Here is a 17,200-nt window from a genome sequence, read left to right as displayed (position 1 = left end):
CCCTTCGTTGTGATGGTCAGGCAGTTGCCACGCACGATTCAGTGAGGCCTTACGATGGTTTTTGAACCCAGAAGCAGTCGTTCGTTGCTCCAGCGTAGAAGTAGCGTCAGCAACGCCATTCAGGCGGGGCTCGACGGTATCGCCGTAACCAGTGTGGCGTGGTACCTGATTTACGACCAGTTTGGGTACATCACTTCCGACTACGTGATCATGCTGTTGCTGCTGATCGGGGCGCTGGCGGTCATCTATGACCATTACGCCATCTATCGCAGCAATGTTGGGCTGTCGGTTAAGGCTTTCAGGCTGTTCAAGGCCTGGTCGGCGACGTTCTGTTTCCTGGTGGTGATCGCCTTCCTGACCAAACAGAGCGAAACTTATTCACGGCTGCTGGTGGTCCAGTTGTTCGTCATTGGGTACTTCGTGCAGCTATTTCTGCATGTGGCGATGCGTGAGCTGCAAAAACGCTTCACCGCCCATGCTCGGCTGGACAATGCCTTGATCATCGGCGACGGCGACCTGGCCAATTTCCTTTATCAGAAAATCAGCAACAACCCGTGGTTCGGGGAGCGGGTGATGGGCTGCATCTGGGTCGATCAGGACGACGATCAGGCGCGCCAATCGCAAGAAGGCAAGCAGCGCCTGCCGGTGCTGGGCAGCATCGCCGACCTGGACCAGATCATCGCCCAGCACAACATTCGCACGGTTTACCTGGTGACGCCGTTAGGCGGCTCTGCAGTCATCCAGGATGTGTATCTGAAGTTGCTCGACAAGTGCATTGCAGTCAATTGGGTGCCCGATATCTTCTCGCTGCGCCTGATCAACCACAGCGTCCGGGAAATCGCCGGAATCCCGGTACTGACCCTGTCGGAAACACCGCTGACCGGCACCAGCCTGTTCTTGAAAAACCTCGAAGACCGTGTGCTGGCCGCGCTTATCTTGCTGTGCGCCTCGCCTGTGCTGCTGGCACTGGCGGTGATCATCAAGCTCGACAGCCCAGGGCCTGTGTTCTTCCGCCAAGACCGCACCGGCTGGACCGGAGAGTCGTTCCGGATCTGGAAATTCCGCAGCATGCATGTGCATCAGCCGGAAAACGGCGTGGTCCAGCAAGCGCAGCGCAACGACCCCAGGTTGACGCGAGTCGGCGCATTCATTCGGCGCACCAGCCTCGATGAATTGCCCCAGCTGTTCAACGTGCTGACCGGGGACATGTCTTTGGTCGGCCCACGGCCCCACGCCTTGCAACACGACACGCTGTATTCCCAGGACATCGTCGATTACTTCGCTCGCCACAACATCAAGCCTGGCATGACCGGCCTTGCGCAAGTGCGCGGATACCGCGGCGAAACAAAGGATATCGAGCAGATGATTCAACGGGTCAATTCCGACATCGAATACATCAACAATTGGTCCTTGTGGCTCGATTTCGTGATCCTGGTGCGCACGGTCAATGCCTTCACCGGCAAGCAGGCTTATTGACGCCGCAATTGAATAGCGTGCAGGGGAGGGATCGATGAGCATCTGGTCAGCAGGTGGGAGCGCTGGCGCGCAGCTGTTGAGGGCGCAGTGGCCTTCGCTGCTGCTGTGGGCGTTTCTGCTGTCGCCGTTATTTGCCAGACTGCTGTCCGATTGCCAATGCGCCAAGTTCGATGGCTTGGTGCTCTACACCTTCCTCATTTCAGTGCTGTGGCTGCTGGTGCTGCGCTGCGGCTGGGCCAACCAGTTCAAAGTGCATCTGTGGCTGTTGCCCTTTTATCTGCTGGCCAGTATCGATTTGTTCCTGGTGCTGAATTTCGGCTCCCGACTGACCGCGGCCTACCTGCTCATCGGGCTGACCAACTACAAGGAGGCAACGGATTTCCTCGCCACCTACTGGCGCTCGATGGCGGGCATCGTGGTGGTGTTCGTTGGCTGTTACGGGGTGGGCCTGGCCGGCCTGTATGGGCGGCGCCAGCGCCGTAGCAAAGCCATGTGCCAATTGGCATTGGCCGGCTTGGTGCTCGGTTATGGCGCCTACTTCGTTAAAACCGTCAGCATCAACGCGTTGAACAAGGACGCCGTACTCGATCTGGTGGCCAAGGACCAGAGCACCCCAGTGGGCTACCTGTCGCAGCTTGCACTGACAGTGGTGTTGTACGAGGAGTCCAAAGGGTACATCAGGAAGCGCCAGCAATCGCAGGTGCAGCTCACGGGTGTTTCCGACCAAGCCGGCATTCAGACACTGGTGTTTGTGATAGGCGAATCTTCGCGCCCGCACAACTGGTCCCTTTACGGCTACCCAAACAAGACCACGCCCAACCTTGAGCGCCAGCCAGGGCTGTTCAAGTTCAACCGCATGTGCACCACCGCGCCTTATACCTCCGTGGCCGTGCCTTCATTGCTCAGCCTGGAGCCGATCAGCGACTGGAACTTGATCGCATCCAACAAATCGTTGGTGGGGATCCTGCGGGCCGCCGGGTTCGACACTTACTGGTTGTCGTCGCAAGAGGTCGACAGCTTTGGTGGGATCATCCCGCAAATTGCCGCAGAAGCGCAGTACCGCCAGTACCTGGAACGCAGCTACGACGGCGCACTGCTGCCGGTGTTGCACAACGTGCTGAGCAAAGCCAACGGGCGCAGACAGGCGATATTCCTGCATATCAAAGGTAGCCACTTCGAATACGCCAGGCGCTTTCCAAGCGACTTCGCCCGGTTCAAACCCGCCAGCGGATCCCAGAAGGATCGGATTACGGCCGACTACGACAATTCGGTCCTGTACACAGACTGGATATTGTCCTCGATCATGCATCAGCTCACGGCCAGTCAGAGCAAAGCGCTGCTGGTATACGCCTCGGACCATGGCGAAAATCTGCTCGATGACGGCCGCAAACTGTTGGGGCACGGCATGGGTAACGAGTATGACCTGGCGACCACGGCGTTTGTCTGGTCCACTGGCGACCTGTCGGCCGCGCAGATGCGCAAGTTGCAGAAGTTGAAAACCCGGCAGGACCAGCAGGTCAGCATCGCCTCATTGCCCCATACGCTGCTCAACATCGCCGGCATTACGATGCCCGGCTACGACAGCACCCAGGACTTGCTCAGCGACGATTTCAAGGCCTCGCGTTGCCCACACCTGCTGGGCACAGGCTATGTACCGACGTTCGACTTCAGCATCAAGCACATTGCGGCTGAGTGATCAGCTTGCAAGTACCAATGGATGCAAGGCTCGGAAGTTGTGCGCTTCTTCTACCAGCCAGTCATGCACCGCGCGGGCGCCCGGCTGGTTCAAACCTCCTGGCGGATAGTGCACTACATAGCGTTTGTGATTGGCGATCGGGTGGCCAAACGGCACGATCAAAGCCCCTCGTTCCAGTTCGTCATTGAGCAGCGTGCGCCGAGCAATGGCTACGCCGATGCCGGCGATTGCCGCTTCGATGGTCAGGTGATTACGGTTGAAGGTGTGCCCGCGGCGCACGTCCAGGCCAGTGGCGCCGATACCTTCCAGGTAGAACTCCCATTCGGCGTATTCGGAACTGCCTCGCCACGCGGTGATGTCGTGCAGCAGCGGGTAGTGAGCCAGATCTGCCGGGCCGTGCAGTGGCGGCCGGGCACGCAGCAGCGCGGGTGAGCACACCGGGAAGATCTGCTCATCCAGCAACGGTGTCGACAGCATTCCGGGATAACTGCCGTCGTTGAGGTCAATGGCCAGGTCGAAATCGCCAGGGTGCAAAGCCTGGGCGCTGTCTTCGGCGACCAGGCGTAGCTCGATGTCCGGATAGCGCTGTTGAAACCTCGGCAACCTGGGGGTCAGCCATTTCGCCAGAAACGACGGGATCGAGCGCAGGCGCAGGGTGCCGCGTATTTCACCGGCATCCAAGCGCAACAGCTCAGCCTCGATAGCGCCGTAGGCGTCGGTCACCGTCTGCGCCAGCCGCTGGCCTTCGGCGCTCAGCTCCACACCCCGAGCCCGACGCAGAAACAGTCTGTAGCCCAGCCGCTGCTCGAGCTGACGCATTTGCTGGCTAACCGCGCCAGGGGTGATGTGCAGTTCCTCTGCACAGCGGGTGAACGACAGATGCCGTGCTGCGCAGGAAAATACATGCAGCCAGACGAACATCTGACCATTGAGTTGGCGTCGCATCGTTTAGTACCGCTAAAAGCTGGCTTAGGAAGTTTCGTTGGTCATCCTTGCGTGAGCGCGGCAGTATCGCGCAACTTTGCAGTACCGTTCAATTTTCTCAGACATCCGTGGCGCCGCTCTGACCGCCGGCACGGTTCAGGCATTAGTATGGCTATCAGTGTTTTCGACCTTTTCAAGATTGGTATCGGCCCCTCCAGCTCACACACGGTAGGGCCTATGCGAGCAGCGGCAAGCTTCGCCCAGACCTTGCGTGAGCATGGCTTGTTGCCCCAGGTGCAGCGGGTGGAGGTGCGCCTGTATGGCTCGCTGTCGGCTACCGGTGTGGGTCATGCCACCGACCGTGCCTGCCTGCTCGGCCTGATGGGCCAGTGGCCCGATCGCATCGACCCGGCCACCATCGAGTCGCGTATCCAGCAGCTGCTGCAGGAACGCTGCTTGTTGCTCGATGGCAGCCACCCTGTGGTGTTCGACTACCCGCGCGACATGCTGTTGCTGGACGAAAGCCTGCCTTACCACCCCAATGCCATGAGCCTGCAGGCTTTGGGCGGGCAGGGCAGCCTGTTGCAGCAGACCTACTATTCCATCGGTGGCGGCTTCATCGTCGAGCAGGGCGAGGTCGATGCGCCGCAGGGCCAGGCACAAACGGTCGAGCTGCCGTACGCGTTTTCCAGCGGCGCCCAACTGCTTGCCCTGTGCAAGGCCAACCAGCTGAGCGTGGCACAACTGATGATGGCCAACGAGTGCGCCTGGCGCCCAGAGGCCGAGGTTCGCCAAGGGCTGCTGCAAATTTGGGCAGCCATGCGCCAGTGCGTCGACAACGGCCTGCGCAACGAAGGCGTGCTACCCGGCGGGCTCAATGTCAAGCGCCGCGCCGCGCGGCTGCATCGCAGCTTGCAGGTGGCCGGGCAGCCCAATGTGATTGGCTCGACCTTGAGCGCCATGGAGTGGGTCAACCTGTTCGCCCTGGCGGTCAATGAAGAAAATGCCGCTGGCGGACGCATGGTCACCGCACCTACCAATGGCGCTGCCGGGATCATCCCGGCGGTATTGCACTACTACATGAAGTTCAACCCCACTGCCTGTGACGACGATGTGGTGGCGTTTCTACTGGCCGCTGCAGCGGTCGGCATCTTGTGCAAGATGAATGCGTCGATCTCAGGTGCCGAAGTTGGTTGCCAAGGGGAGGTCGGCTCGGCCTGCTCGATGGCGGCCGCAGGCCTTGCACAATTGCTTGGGGCAACCCCGGCGCAGCTGGAAAACGCCGCCGAGATTGCGCTGGAGCATAACCTGGGGCTGACCTGCGACCCGGTCGGTGGGCTGGTGCAGGTGCCGTGCATCGAACGCAACGCCATTGCCGCGGTGAAAGCGATCAATGCCGTGCAGATGGCGCTGCGTGGTGACGGTGAGCATTTCATCTCGCTCGACCGGGTAATCCGAACCATGCGCGATACCGGTGCCGACATGCATGCCAACTATAAGGAAACCTCCCGCGGTGGTCTGGCCGTGGCCTTCCCCGAGTGCTGAGCGTAGCACCGCCTGGTGCTAGCCCAACGCCTCGCGTAGTCGATACCACAACATCCCCAGGGCAAGCAGCGGCGAGCGCAGAGCCTTGCCCCCCGGAAAGGTCAAATGAGGCACCGCACTGAACACATCCAGCCCCTGACTCTGACCCTGCGCGATCCCCTCGGCCAGTAGCTTGGCCGTCCAGTGCGTCACGTTCAGGCCATGCCCGGAGTAGCCCTGGGCGTAGAATACGTTCGGGTGCTGGCGCAGGCGCCCGACCTGGGGGAAGCGGTTGGCGGTGATGCCGATCATCCCGCCCCACTGGTAGTCGATCTGCACATCGGCCAACTGCGGGAACACCTTGAGCACCTTCGGGCGCATGTAGGCTGCGATGTCTTTGGGATCGCGCCCGGAGTAATGGCAGGCGCCGCCGAACAGCAGACGACGATCGGCGGTGAGCCGGTAGTAGTCCAGGCCGACCTTCTGATCACACAGCGCCATGTTCTGCGGTATCAAGCGGCTGGCCAATGCTGCAGGCAGCGGCTCGGTTGCCACCACGTAGCTGCCAGCGGGCAGTACTTTGCCGCTCAGGCGGGGCTCCAGCTCGTCAAGGTGAGCATTGCAGCCCAGCACCAGGTTTTGCGCGCGCACCTTGCCGCTGGCAGTGTGCAAGATCGCCGTGGGGCCATGCTCGATGCGTAGCACCGGGCTCTGCTCGAAAATGCGCACACCCAGGCTTTGGGCGGCACGTGCCTCGCCTTGAACCAGGTCCAGCGGGTGCAGGTGGCCCGAACCCATGTCTACCAGCCCGCCTGCGTACTGGTCGCTGGCGACGATGGTGTGCAGGTCCTGCGGCCCGACCAAGCGTGTTTCATGACGGTAGCCAAGGTGTGCCAGTTCTTCCTGCTCAGCCTTGAAAGCGGCGAACTGCGCTGGGGTATTGGCCAGTTCGCAGAAGCCCCAGCGCAGGTCGCAGGCGATTGCGTACTGTTCGATGCGCCGTGCCACCAGGGCCACCGATTCAATGCCCGCATGCTGCAGGTAGCGCACGCCTTCCTGCCCGACATAACGGGCAAAGCCGCTGACGTCGTGGCCGATCCCGCGTATCAGTTGCCCGCCGTTGCGCCCGCTGGCGCCCCAGCCAATGCGCCGGCCCTCCAGCAGCACCACGCTAAGGCCGCGCTCGGCCAGTTCCAGCGCGGTGTTGACCCCAGTCAGGCCGCCGCCGACCACGCACACATCTGCCGTAAGCTCGCCCTGAAGGCTGGGGTAGGGCGCCGCATCGCGCGCAGTGGCGGCGTAGTAAGACGCGGTATGTTGATTTTCGAAAGGCATGGTGCGTTCTCGGCTCAGCGGTTGGACTTGATCTTGCTCCAGGAGCGGGTCATGACACGCATGATCTTCGGGCTGGGGGTACTTGAGATGTACAGCTTGTCGAGCACTTCTTGGGGCGGATAGATCTCGGGGTTCTCGACCAGGGATTTGTCCATGTAGGCCTTGGCGTCAAGGTTGGCGTTGGCGTAGCCGACCGTGGCGCTGATTTTGGCGATGACTTTGGGGTCGAGCAGGTAGTTGATGAAGGCCAGCGCCTGCTCGGGGTTGCTGGCATCCTTGGGGATGGCCAGCAGGTCGAACCACAAGTTGCTGCCTTCCTTGGGAATGCTGTAGGCGATCTTGACGCCGTTCTTGGCCTCCACGGCGCGATTGGCGGCTTGGAACACGTCGCCGGAGTAACCGAAGGCGATGCAGATATTACCGTTGGCCAAGTCCGAGACGTACTTGGAGGAATGGAAGTAGGTGATGTAAGGCCGCAACTCCATCAGGCGCGCTTCGGCCTTGGCATAGTCGCCGGGTTTCTCGCTGCGAGGGTCCAGGCCGAGGTAATTGAGCACCGCTGGGAACAGTTCGTCGGGCGAGTCCATGAAGGCCACGCCACATTGCTTGAGCTTCTTCAGGTTCTCTGGCTCGAACAGGGCTGCCCATGAGTCGATGTGATCAACGCCCAGCGCTGCTTTGACCTTTTCGACGTTGTAGCCGATGCCGTTGGTGCCCCATAGGTACGGCACCGCGTATTTGTTGCCTGGATCGTTATGCTCCAGCTGCTTGAGCAGTTTGGGGTCCAGATGCTGCCAGTTCGGCAGCTTGCTGCGGTCCAGCGGCAGAAACGCACCGGCCTGGGCCTGGCGAGCGAGGAAATGGTTGGACGGCACGACTACGTCGTAGCCAGTGCGGCCGGCCAGCAGTTTACCTTCCAGGGTTTCATTGGAGTCGAACACGTCATAGACGACGTTGATCCCGGTACTGGCCGTGAAGTCGGCCAGGGTCGTGTCACCGATGTAGTCGGTCCAGTTATACACGCTGACGCTCGGCGCTGCTTGGGCGGCGGCGCCGAACAACAGGGCGAATGTGGCGGGGATCAGGGCTTGCAGATGACGCATGTCGACACCTCGTTGGTTTTGTTCTTCACGTTCGGTGCAAGGGGGGCGCTGGCGCCCCCGGCGGCAATCACACGCTCAGCAGCAGGAACTCGCGCTCCCAGGAGCTGATGACGCGCTTGAAGTTTTCATGCTCGGCGCGCTTGACCGCGACGTAGCCTTGGACGAACTGCTGGCCCAGGTACTGCTGCACGGTCTGGCAGTCCTCCATGTGCTGCAGGGCATCCTCGATGGTGATCGGCAAGCGCAGGTTGCGCCGCTCGTAGGCCCGGCCTTGCACAGGCGCACTCGGCTCGATCCCTTCGATCATGCCCAAATAGCCGCACAACAAGCTGGCGGCGATCGCCAGGTATGGGTTGGCGTCGGCCCCCGGCAGGCGGTTTTCCACACGCATCGCCTCGGGGCTGGAGGTAGGTACCCGCAGGCCGGCCGTGCGGTTTTCCTCACCCCACTCGACGTTCACCGGCGCCGAAGTGTCGGGCAGGAAGCGGCGGAACGAGTTGACGTTCGGCGCGAACATCGGCAGCAGCTTGGGAATGTACTTCTGCAGGCCACCGATGTGGTGCAGGAACAACTCGCTCATGCTGCCATCGTCATTGGCGAACACCGGTTTGCCCGTGGCAATGTCGACCACGCTCTGGTGCAGGTGCATGGCACTGCCCGGTTCGTCGGTGATTGGCTTGGCCATGAAGGTGGCGGTGACGTTATGTTTGAGCGCTGCCTCGCGCATCGTGCGCTTGAACACGGTGATCTGGTCGGCCAGGTCCAGTGCGTCACCATGGCGGAAGTTGATCTCCATCTGCGCGGGGCCGTCTTCGTGGATCAAGGTGTCCAGGTCCAGGCCTTGCAGTTCGCACCAGTCGTACACATCTTCGAACAGCGGGTCGAATTCGTTGGCGGCATCGATGGAGAACGACTGGCGTCCACTCTCTGCCCGGCCAGAACGGCCCAGCGGCACTTGCAAGGGCAAGTCTGGGTCTTCGCAGCGCTGGGTCAGGTAGAACTCCATTTCCGGGGCGACGATCGGCTGCCAGCCTTTGTCGGCGTACAGCTTGAGCACCTTCTTCAGCACGTTGCGCGGCGACAGCTCGATGGGGTTGCCCTGCTTGTCGAAGGTGTCGTGGATCACGATGGCGGTCGGTTCGATGGCCCAGGGGATCTGGTAAACGGCGCTGGGGTCGGGGCGGCAGACCATGTCGATGTCAGCGGCATCGAGCAGGCTGTAGTAGATGTCATCATCGACGTAATCGCCGGTGACGGTCTGCAGCAGCACGCTTTCAGGCAGGCGCATGCCACGCTCATGCAGGAACTTGGCAGTCGGTGCGATCTTGCCGCGGGCGATGCCGGTCAGGTCGCTGATCACGCATTCGACTTCGGTGATGCGGTGTTCTTTCAGCCAGGCGGACAGCTGATCGAAAGGGGCGTTCATACAGACCTCTTGGTTGGGTTTTTTTATGGGAGCCGCGTTGCCCGTGAAAGCCGTTGCGCGGTTTCTATGGGTTCACGCTTCCCAGGTGACACGCTGAGGACTATCTTGGCGGCAGGCCGGCAACGGCATCTATCCACTTTCTTCGTCAAGCAATGCACCAAAAGAGTGCAAATAGGACTAAGCGTGACAACGCCCAACGCCTTGCAGGTTCAAGCTTTTCACACCACCGACGTCACCGAGCAAGTGCGTGCCACCCCTGGTTGGCAACAGCAGTATCGGCAGATGTCACCGGGGCATTTCAGCGGCCAGCTGCGCTGCCTGGAACTCGACGGTGTAGAGGTCTACGAAGAGCGTCTGAATACCCGGGTCGAGCAATTTTTCCGTGCCCCCAGCGGTTCGCTGGCGTTCTGTTTCGACCAGAGCGAGAACAGCCTGTACCTGCTCAACGAGCAGAGCCGCAATATCTGGATCACGCCAGAGAACTACCAGGAAGTGGCAGTGGTGTTCGATCAGGCGTTTCTAGCCCGTCATGGCCTGAACCCGGGGCGTATGGAGGGCTTGTTCATGGTGCCCCTAGGCAGCGGGCAGAATGCATTGTTTGGCAGTTGGCTCAGCGCTACCTTGACGCGTCTCGGGCAGGCCGACTGCACGTTACAGGGGCAGGCGCTGGCCGAGCAGCTGCTCGAGGACTGCCTGTTCATCCTCGACAATGCCTGCCAGCGCCTGCAAGGCGGCGCTCTGGGGCGTCGCGGCGAGGAGCGGGCGATCATGCAACGGGTTAGCGAATGGGCGGCCGATTGCCCCGAAGAAAGCTTGAATTTGATGGAGCTGGCGGAAGTGGCTGGGGTTTCGCTGCGTCAGCTGCAGCAAGCGTTCAAGGCCTTCACCGGCATGCCCCCGGCCCATTGGCTGCGCTTGCGTCGGCTCAACGGTGCGCGGCGAGACCTGCTGTGCGGCGGTGAGGTTACCGTGGCAGAGGTTGCTATGCGCTGGTCTTTCTGGCATTTGGGAAGGTTTTCAGAGAGTTACCGGCAATTGTTCAAGGAATTTCCAAGCGAGACACTCAAGCGCTGCAGGGCTTGAGACAGATGGGTGACTGCATAGGCCTGAATGGCGCACGGTAGGTTCTTCTCACTAAAGAATTATTATTTTTATCAGATACTTGATAGCAATTGTTAAAGTCCTTTCTATCGATACGCCAGCGAACAGTGCCAGCGATATGTCGCGCCCGTGCTGACCACTGGGCCAGTGGTAATAGCCGATGACTCAAGGCCTGCGTTGACTGCGCGTGAGCGAGCGCACCCGCGAAGAGGCCAGCACAGTCAACCCAGCATTGACGGCGGAAAATTGCTATCGTGCGCGGCAGTTTCCACCCGAGGTTTCGATGTTCTACCTGCCATTGCCCAGCGACCAGGCTGACCGCCTGGCGAGCGAGCCCACCGCCACCGACTTCTTCCCGACCGCCAGCCTGCTGGAGGTCGCCGCTGTGCTGTTCGTGCAGAACCTGCCGCGGCAACCGGCAAACGCCTCGGCAGAGGCACAGGAGCGCCGGTTTGCCGAGATCGTTCGCATCGCCCATGACGTTGAAAGTGCGGCCGCAGGCCGCTTTCAGGGCCAGGTAGCGCAGCGTTTCGACCGTGAAGCGTTCGCTATGGGGCTGGGAATGCTGGGGGATAACGGCGCTGCCCTGGTGTCTGCCGAAGCCCAGTACCAGGCCGATGAGTTCTTGGACGGCGAAGGCCAGTGGAATTTTCAGTTCGCCGAGCGTTACCGGCAACGCGTCACACCACTGCATCCGGTGCACTTGCCCTCGTTGGCCAGTAACCTGGAACTCAGCGACCAGCAGAACCGCCTGCTGCGCGAGTTTCTCAGCGGCGTCGACGAATCGGTCGCGGTGCAAGGGTTCGCCGGTACCGGTAAGACATTCCTGATCCATCAGTTCGCCCGGTTGCTCGACCCTCAGCGCACCCTGCTGCTGGCCCTCACCGAGGGCCAATTGCGAGCGTTGAAGGGGCGGGTGAAAGATGCCCAGGCTTACGCAGCCCTGACCTTTGGCCAGTTGGCCGATGAAATGCTCAACCGCGACATGACCAGCAATGGCTGGCGCCTGCGCGACCCGTACCGCACCAAACTGTCCTGGCGCCCGCAGGAAGCTCAGGTGGTGCGCTGGCTGAGCATCCCCGATATCGGCCCGCTGGCGGCGCGCGACGTGGTTGCCCTTTGCATCAAGGCTGTGCGCAATTTCTGTCGCGGCGCTGACAGCCAGTTGCAGTTGCATCATTTGCCATCGGCAGGGCCAGGCACCACACCACTGGATCAGCAGGTTCTGCTGGAAAAGGCTCGCTTGTACTGGCAGGAGTTGATTCGCCCCTCGGCGCGCGAGATTCAGCTGCCGGTGCGCGATTATCACAGGGTCAAGCTACTGTCGTTGACAGCCCACGCGATCGACAGCCGGTACACCCATGTCATCGTGGACGAAGCCCATGAGCTGTCCGCGCCGATGCTTGCGGTGCTTGACCGCAGCCCGCAAGCGGTCATTGCCCTGGGCGACGAGCTGCAGAACCTCAATGGCCTCAGCCCGCACCACAGCAACTTCATTCGCCAACGTTACATCGACCATTCGCTGCGCGCCGGCCCCTCCATGGACGCGGTGCTCAACCCGTTGATCCAGGCGCACCCGGCGGCGATTCAGGCCGCATTTACCGGCAGTGCCGAGCATTACACGCGGGTAAGCTTCTTCGACACGGTGACGTTGCCCGAGCAGCCCACTGCGTTGATCGTCGACGATGAATGGGGCTTGTTTGGCTGGTTCCAGCGCCTGACCCACCAAGGGGTGCCGTTCGTGCTGCTGCACGGCGCGCGCAAGGATTTCGAGCTGTTCGTCGAAGATTGCATCGAGCTTTACCGTTACGGCACCCGCGCCCGTCACTCGATGCTGTTCCGTTACCCTAGCTGGCAGGCGCTGGAGCAGGACAAAGGTGACGACAAGGCATTTATCGCCGTGGCTGGCATGCTGCGCAAAGGTTACACCCCCGAGCACTTTGCCAAAGCCAAGAGCCGTTACCGCTGGGACAAGGCGCCGAAGCTGTTCCTGGGCCGGGTGAGTGATGTGAAGAACATGGAATTCGCCAGGGTAATGGTGTCACCCGAGCTGATGGTCGCACCCACTGCGGCGGGCAACCGCAATGAGCGAGCAAGAATGCTGGCGGGGTTGTATACCGCCTGTTCGCGGGCGCGGCATGAACTTATCGTGCCCGGAGCAATGCTGGACTGGGTCAAGGACCAGCTCAGAGGTTGAGGGCCGGGGCCGCAGAGCGGCCCCGGCAGCGCTGAATCAGTTGCGATCCAACCACACGGTCTGGGCGTTGGTGAACTCGCGTACACCAAAGTGCGACAGCTCGCGCCCAAAGCCGCTCTTCTTCACCCCGCCAAACGCAACCCGGGGGTCGGAGGCGCAGTAGCCGTTGATGAACACGCCACCGGTATCCAGTGCTGCCGTCATGCGCTCAGCCAATGCGTAGTCGGCGGTATAGATGGTTGCCGCCAGGCCGAATTCGCTGTCGTTGGCCAGTTCCACCGCATGCTCGGCATCCCGAGCGGTAATGATCGCCGCCACCGGGCCGAACAGCTCCTGCTTGAAGGCGGTCATGTCCGGGGTGACATTGGCAAACACGGTCGGTGCGTAGAAGTTGCCCACGCCTTCGACCTTGTTACCGCCCAGCAGTAGGGTGGCACCTTCGCCAAGCGTTGCCTGCACCTGGCCATCGAGTTCGTCACGCAGGTCGTAACGGGCCATTGGGCCGATATAGGTGTCGTCTTCCAGCGGGTTGCCGAGCTTGAGCTTGCGTGTTGCCTCGACGAACTTTTCAGTGAATGCCTCAACGATGCTTTGTTCGATGATCAAGCGCTTGGCCGCCGCGCATACCTGGCCTGTGTTCTGGTAGCGACCGATGACAGCGGCCTGCACGGCTGCGTCGAGGTCGGCATCGGCCAGCACGATGAAGGGGTCCGAGCCGCCCAGTTCCAGCACGCACTTCTTCAGCGCGGCACCGGCTTGGGCGCCGATGGCCATGCCGGCGCGCACGCTGCCGGTCAGTGTCACCGCGGCGATGCGCACGTCATTGATGGCGCGGGTGACACCCTCCGGGGTCACGTTCAGCACCTCGAAAACCCCCTCAGGCAGGCCTGCGTCCTTGAACAGTTCACCCAGAAGGTACGCGCTGCCCATCACGTTCGGCGCGTGCTTGAGTACATAGGTGTTGCCTGCCAGGATCGCGGGCACCGCACCGCGCAGCACTTGCCAGATCGGGAAGTTCCACGGCATCACAGCAAGGATCGGGCCCAGCGGGCGGTACTCGATGCGTGCTTTCTGGACCTGGGTGGGCTCAGGCGCCAGCATCGCCGGGCCGTGTTCGGCATACCAGCGGCACAAACCCACGCACTTGCTGACTTCGCCCCGGGCCTGGCTGATCGGCTTGCCGATTTCGCGGCTGATCATCTGGGCGAAGGCTTCGGCCTTGGCGTCGAGGGTATTGGCCAGGGCGAGCAGGTATTCGCTGCGCTGACCCAGCGACACCTGACGCCACTGGCCGTAGCCTGCCTTGGCCCGTTGCAGCGCCGCTTCCAGTGCGGCGTCGGTGTCGTAAGGGTAGGCGCCAATCTGCTCACCGGTGAACGGGTCGAGGGAGATGGCGTGGGTCAGGCTGCTGATTGCACTCATGGCTGGACACTCTCGTCGTTGTTACTCAGTGACGCCAGACTAGTGGGCTACAGCTTTAATGAAAACTGAATAATAATGAGCGAAACATTCACGATTGGAGAATGACTGTGGACCTGGTGCAACTGGAAATCTTCAAGGCCGTGGCCGAGCAGGGCAGCATCAGCGCCGCCGCCCAGCATATCCACCGTGTACCGTCGAACCTGACCACGCGCATCAAGCAGTTGGAAGAGGATTTGGGGGTCGAGTTATTCATTCGCGAGAAGAGCCGCTTGCGCCTGTCGCCGGCCGGCTGGAATTTTCTTGAGTATGCTCGCCGCATTCTTGATCTGGTGCATGAGGCGCGGCTGACCGTTGCTGGCGAAGACCCCCAAGGCACATTCGCCCTCGGGTCGCTGGAAAGCACCGCCGCCGTGCGTATTCCGGCACTGCTGGCGCTCTATAACCAGCGTTACCCCAAGGTCGACCTGGATTTGTCCACCGGCCCCTCCGGGACCATGCTCGAGGGCGTGTTGTCAGGGCGCCTGGTGGCGGCCTTCGTCGACGGCCCGGTGCTGCCCCCAAGCCTTGAAGGCATACCGGTGTTCGAAGAGGAGATGGTGATCATTTCGCCACTTAACCACGCCCCGGTCACTCGCGCCCAGGATGTAAACGGCGCGAGCATCTACGCCTTTCGCGCCAACTGCTCCTACCGACACCACTTCGAAAGCTGGTTTGTTCAGGACCAGGCCGTACCCGGCAAAATCCACGAAATGGAGTCGTACCACGGCATGCTCGCCTGTGTCAGTGCCGGTGCCGGGCTTGCCATGCTGCCGCGCAGCATGCTCGACAACATGCCTGGCTGCAGCACGGTCAGTGCCTGGCCGATGCAAGAGCAGTTTCGCTATCTCAAGACTTGGCTGGTCTGGCGCCGGGGCACGGTGTCGCGCAGTTTGAGCATGTTCGTGAAGTTACTGGAAGAGCGCCGAGCGGGGTGACTGGGGTGTGGCCCTAGGCGCGATCGCCACGGCGGCGATACCGCCGTGAGCCCCGTGACAGAGGCATACTGGCAATTAAATACGCCAATACTGGCAATTCACTTTCATCTTTCTGATTAGCTGGACAATAATCAACAAAGTATTACCTCGTGTGACCGGCTGTAACGTCGCTCACCGTCAAAATCGAGGGGTTCAAGCCCCCCAACTTGCCAGCAACCGTTGTCCGATGGCAGCGGTTCGCCTGTATGAACATCAGGAGTAGTCATTGATGAAAAGCCGTCTTGCCAGCACGCTGGCTGTCGCTGTACTCGCCCTAGCTGGCAGCCAACTGGCCCAGGCCGCGCAGGTTTCCGGTGCGGTCGGGGTTACCAGCCAGGGCGACATGACTTACCGTCTGGGCATGTCGTTCGACTGGGACAAAAAGTGGCTGCAAAGCGATATCGGCTACGTGACTGGCTATTGGGATGCCGGTTACACCTACTGGGAAGGTGGCGAGGCCAGTGGCGCACACTCGCTGTCGTTCAGCCCAGTGTTCACCTATGAGTTCAGCGGCTTCACCTACACCCCTTACATTGAGGCCGGCATTGGTTTGGCGGCTTTCTCCAAAACTGACGTGGGTGATCAGCGCCTGGGTTCTTCGTTCAACTTCGAAGACCGTATCGGCTTGGGTCTGAAACTGCCGGGCGAGCAAAAGGTGGGTGTACGGGCGATCCACTATTCCAACGCCGGCATCAAACAGCCCAACGATGGCATCGAGTCGTACTCGCTTTTCTACAGCAAAGGGTTCTAAAAGCTGGGGCCGCTTAGCGGCCCCGGTTTTCTCAGAAGGTGTAGGCAACCCCCGCCTGCACCGTGCGCGGTGCGCCGGGATACACGTAGGTGTTGAACGCCCCCTCGTCGTAGCCTTTGTTGAATAGGTTTTTCACATCCAGGTTCAAGCGCACGTGCTCGTTGACCTGGTAGAAGCTCAACAGATCCACCACGCTATAGCGCTGCATGGTGTAGGTGGTCGCTGCCGTTTGCCCGGCGCGGTCATCCACATACTTCACACCAACGCCCAACCCCAAGCCTTTGGCCAGCCCGTCCTGAAACTCATAGGTGTTGAGTAGGCTGAAGCTGTTGCGCGGGATGTTCGCAAGGCGCGTACCGAGAGGAAGGCTGTTGTCCTTGGTGACCTCGGCGTCGACGTAGGCATAGCCGCCGATCATTCGCCACTCGGGCGTCAGGTTGCCCGCCACGTTGATGTCCACGCCGCGGCTGCGTACTTCACCCGCTGCCACGCTGTAAGTGCCGGTGGGGTCGTTTGGGTCGCGTGTCAGCACGTTTTCTTTGACGATGTGGTAGATCGCGGCATCGACGCTCAGCTGACGGTCCAGCGCCTCCCACTTGACGCCCAGTTCGTAGGCTTTGCCTTTTTCAGGATCGAAGCCTGTGCCTTGCAGGCTGGCACCGCTGTTGGGCTTGAACGAGCGGGAGGTAGTGGCGTACACAGCCAGCGTATCGGTCAGGTCGTAGATCAGGCCCAGACGGGGCGTCACGCCGTTCTCAGCTTTGCTGAAGTCCCCAGTATTGTTGAGCTTGGTGTCGTAGTCATGTTCGAAGCGTTCCAAGCGTACCCCGGCCAAGGCTTTAAGGCGTTCGGTGAGGGCTACCTGGTCCTGGACGAATGCCGCCCAGGTTTTGAGGTTTTCCCGGTCATGGGTGGTGGTACGGGTGAGGGCAGGGCGCGGCTGGCCCAGGACTGGGTCGAAAATGTCGACCGGATAAGCGCCGGCGCCTGCCGCCGAACGCTGAATGATCGAGTTGTAGTCGTAATCTTCGTACTCGATACCCGTGAGCAGCGTATGGGCGAAACCGCCGGTATCGAAGTGGCCCGTCAGGTTGAGCTGGTAGTCGCGATCGCGCCATTGCAACTTGCGGTAGTTGAAGTTGCGCCCCAGCGTGCGGCCGTCGGCCTGAAGGCCGTTTGCCTCCACCGCATTGCCTTGCAGCGAGCCGTCCAGCCACTGCAGCCCGCCAGCC

The 17,200-nt window shown here is 61.1% G+C and carries 13 protein-coding genes; 7 read left to right on the top strand and 6 right to left on the bottom strand.

Translation table 11 applies throughout. The features are described 5' to 3' along the window. Window positions 1–54 precede the first annotated feature (54 nt). Window positions 55–1,476 (top strand): undecaprenyl-phosphate glucose phosphotransferase, encoded by a 1,422-nt coding sequence (locus J5M56_RS17290; protein ID WP_060476485.1) that lies wholly within the window; start codon window positions 55–57, stop codon window positions 1,474–1,476. 34 nt (window positions 1,477–1,510) lie between these two features. Further along, window positions 1,511–3,172 carry a phosphoethanolamine transferase gene (locus J5M56_RS17285; protein WP_207937390.1) on the top strand — a complete coding sequence of 554 codons (1,662 nt, stop codon included), beginning with the start codon at window positions 1,511–1,513 and terminating at the stop codon, window positions 3,170–3,172. Here the strand turns inward: J5M56_RS17285 and J5M56_RS17280 are convergent, their stop codons facing one another. After that, window positions 3,173–4,117, bottom strand: coding sequence for a LysR substrate-binding domain-containing protein (locus J5M56_RS17280; protein ID WP_186477161.1), 945 nt, complete (start codon window positions 4,115–4,117; stop codon window positions 3,173–3,175). Window positions 4,118–4,264: 147 nt separating this feature from the next. Between J5M56_RS17280 and J5M56_RS17275 the strand changes: the two genes are divergently transcribed. Beyond that, window positions 4,265–5,641 carry an L-serine ammonia-lyase gene (locus tag J5M56_RS17275; RefSeq protein WP_186477162.1) on the top strand — a complete coding sequence of 459 codons (1,377 nt, stop codon included), beginning with the start codon at window positions 4,265–4,267 and terminating at the stop codon, window positions 5,639–5,641. Between the two features lie 18 nt (window positions 5,642–5,659). Here the strand turns inward: J5M56_RS17275 and J5M56_RS17270 are convergent, their stop codons facing one another. The 3 genes from J5M56_RS17270 to J5M56_RS17260 form a co-directional block, all read right to left on the bottom strand. Then, window positions 5,660–6,955, bottom strand: a complete 1,296-nt coding sequence (locus J5M56_RS17270; RefSeq protein WP_186477163.1) for an FAD-binding oxidoreductase — start codon at window positions 6,953–6,955, stop codon at window positions 5,660–5,662. A 14-nt stretch (window positions 6,956–6,969) separates the two neighbouring features. Then, window positions 6,970–8,058, bottom strand: coding sequence for a polyamine ABC transporter substrate-binding protein (locus J5M56_RS17265; protein ID WP_207937389.1), 1,089 nt, complete (start codon window positions 8,056–8,058; stop codon window positions 6,970–6,972). Window positions 8,059–8,125: 67 nt separating this feature from the next. Further along, a complete protein-coding gene (locus J5M56_RS17260) occupies window positions 8,126–9,484 on the bottom strand; it encodes a glutamine synthetase family protein (protein ID WP_207937388.1) in 1,359 nt (452 codons plus the stop codon). Window positions 9,485–9,667: 183 nt separating this feature from the next. Here J5M56_RS17260 and J5M56_RS17255 point away from each other — a divergent pair, with 183 nt between their 5' ends. Both J5M56_RS17255 and J5M56_RS17250 read left to right on the top strand, forming a co-directional pair. Beyond that, entirely contained in the window at window positions 9,668–10,567 is a 900-nt protein-coding gene (locus J5M56_RS17255; protein WP_186477166.1) for a helix-turn-helix domain-containing protein, read from the top strand. Window positions 10,568–10,868: 301 nt separating this feature from the next. After that, on the top strand, window positions 10,869–12,782 hold the full coding sequence (locus tag J5M56_RS17250; protein WP_207937443.1) for an AAA family ATPase: 1,914 nt from the start codon (window positions 10,869–10,871) through the stop codon (window positions 12,780–12,782). Between the two features lie 36 nt (window positions 12,783–12,818). Here J5M56_RS17250 and J5M56_RS17245 read toward each other — a convergent pair whose 3' ends face one another. After that, window positions 12,819–14,204 carry an aldehyde dehydrogenase family protein gene (locus tag J5M56_RS17245; RefSeq protein ID WP_207937387.1) on the bottom strand — a complete coding sequence of 462 codons (1,386 nt, stop codon included), beginning with the start codon at window positions 14,202–14,204 and terminating at the stop codon, window positions 12,819–12,821. Between the two features lie 107 nt (window positions 14,205–14,311). Between J5M56_RS17245 and J5M56_RS17240 the strand changes: the two genes are divergently transcribed. Both J5M56_RS17240 and J5M56_RS17235 read left to right on the top strand, forming a co-directional pair. Further along, window positions 14,312–15,178 carry a LysR family transcriptional regulator gene (locus tag J5M56_RS17240; protein WP_207937442.1) on the top strand — a complete coding sequence of 289 codons (867 nt, stop codon included), beginning with the start codon at window positions 14,312–14,314 and terminating at the stop codon, window positions 15,176–15,178. Between the two features lie 268 nt (window positions 15,179–15,446). Then, window positions 15,447–15,968 (top strand): acyloxyacyl hydrolase, encoded by a 522-nt coding sequence (locus J5M56_RS17235; protein WP_060476475.1) that lies wholly within the window; start codon window positions 15,447–15,449, stop codon window positions 15,966–15,968. Between the two features lie 31 nt (window positions 15,969–15,999). Here the strand turns inward: J5M56_RS17235 and J5M56_RS17230 are convergent. Further along, the coding region (locus tag J5M56_RS17230) for a TonB-dependent receptor (protein ID WP_207937386.1) at window positions 16,000–17,200 on the bottom strand (1,201 nt) is incomplete at its 5' end.

The organism is Pseudomonas sp. 51_B, from assembly GCF_017491595.1.
Taxonomy (GTDB): Bacteria; Pseudomonadota; Gammaproteobacteria; order Pseudomonadales; family Pseudomonadaceae; genus Aquipseudomonas; species Aquipseudomonas promysalinigenes.
Note: the sequence above shows the minus strand (reverse complement) of the source record. Positions and strands in the feature narration are given on the sequence as shown.

Bases quoted from the DNA above. Each gene is read 5' to 3' on its own strand.
- J5M56_RS17280 (WP_186477161.1), bottom strand. From the start codon at position 4,117: ATGCGACGCCAACTCAATGGTCAGATGTTCGTCTGGCTGCATGTATTT.
- J5M56_RS17245 (WP_207937387.1), bottom strand. From the start codon at position 14,204: ATGAGTGCAATCAGCAGCCTGACCCACGCCATCTCCCTCGACCCGTTC.
- J5M56_RS17290 (WP_060476485.1), top strand. From the start codon at position 55: ATGGTTTTTGAACCCAGAAGCAGTCGTTCGTTGCTCCAGCGTAGAAGT.
- J5M56_RS17285 (WP_207937390.1), top strand. From the start codon at position 1,511: ATGAGCATCTGGTCAGCAGGTGGGAGCGCTGGCGCGCAGCTGTTGAGG.
- J5M56_RS17265 (WP_207937389.1), bottom strand. From the start codon at position 8,058: ATGCGTCATCTGCAAGCCCTGATCCCCGCCACATTCGCCCTGTTGTTC.
- J5M56_RS17275 (WP_186477162.1), top strand. From the start codon at position 4,265: ATGGCTATCAGTGTTTTCGACCTTTTCAAGATTGGTATCGGCCCCTCC.
- J5M56_RS17270 (WP_186477163.1), bottom strand. From the start codon at position 6,955: ATGCCTTTCGAAAATCAACATACCGCGTCTTACTACGCCGCCACTGCG.
- J5M56_RS17260 (WP_207937388.1), bottom strand. From the start codon at position 9,484: ATGAACGCCCCTTTCGATCAGCTGTCCGCCTGGCTGAAAGAACACCGC.
- J5M56_RS17250 (WP_207937443.1), top strand. From the start codon at position 10,869: ATGTTCTACCTGCCATTGCCCAGCGACCAGGCTGACCGCCTGGCGAGC.
- J5M56_RS17235 (WP_060476475.1), top strand. From the start codon at position 15,447: ATGAAAAGCCGTCTTGCCAGCACGCTGGCTGTCGCTGTACTCGCCCTA.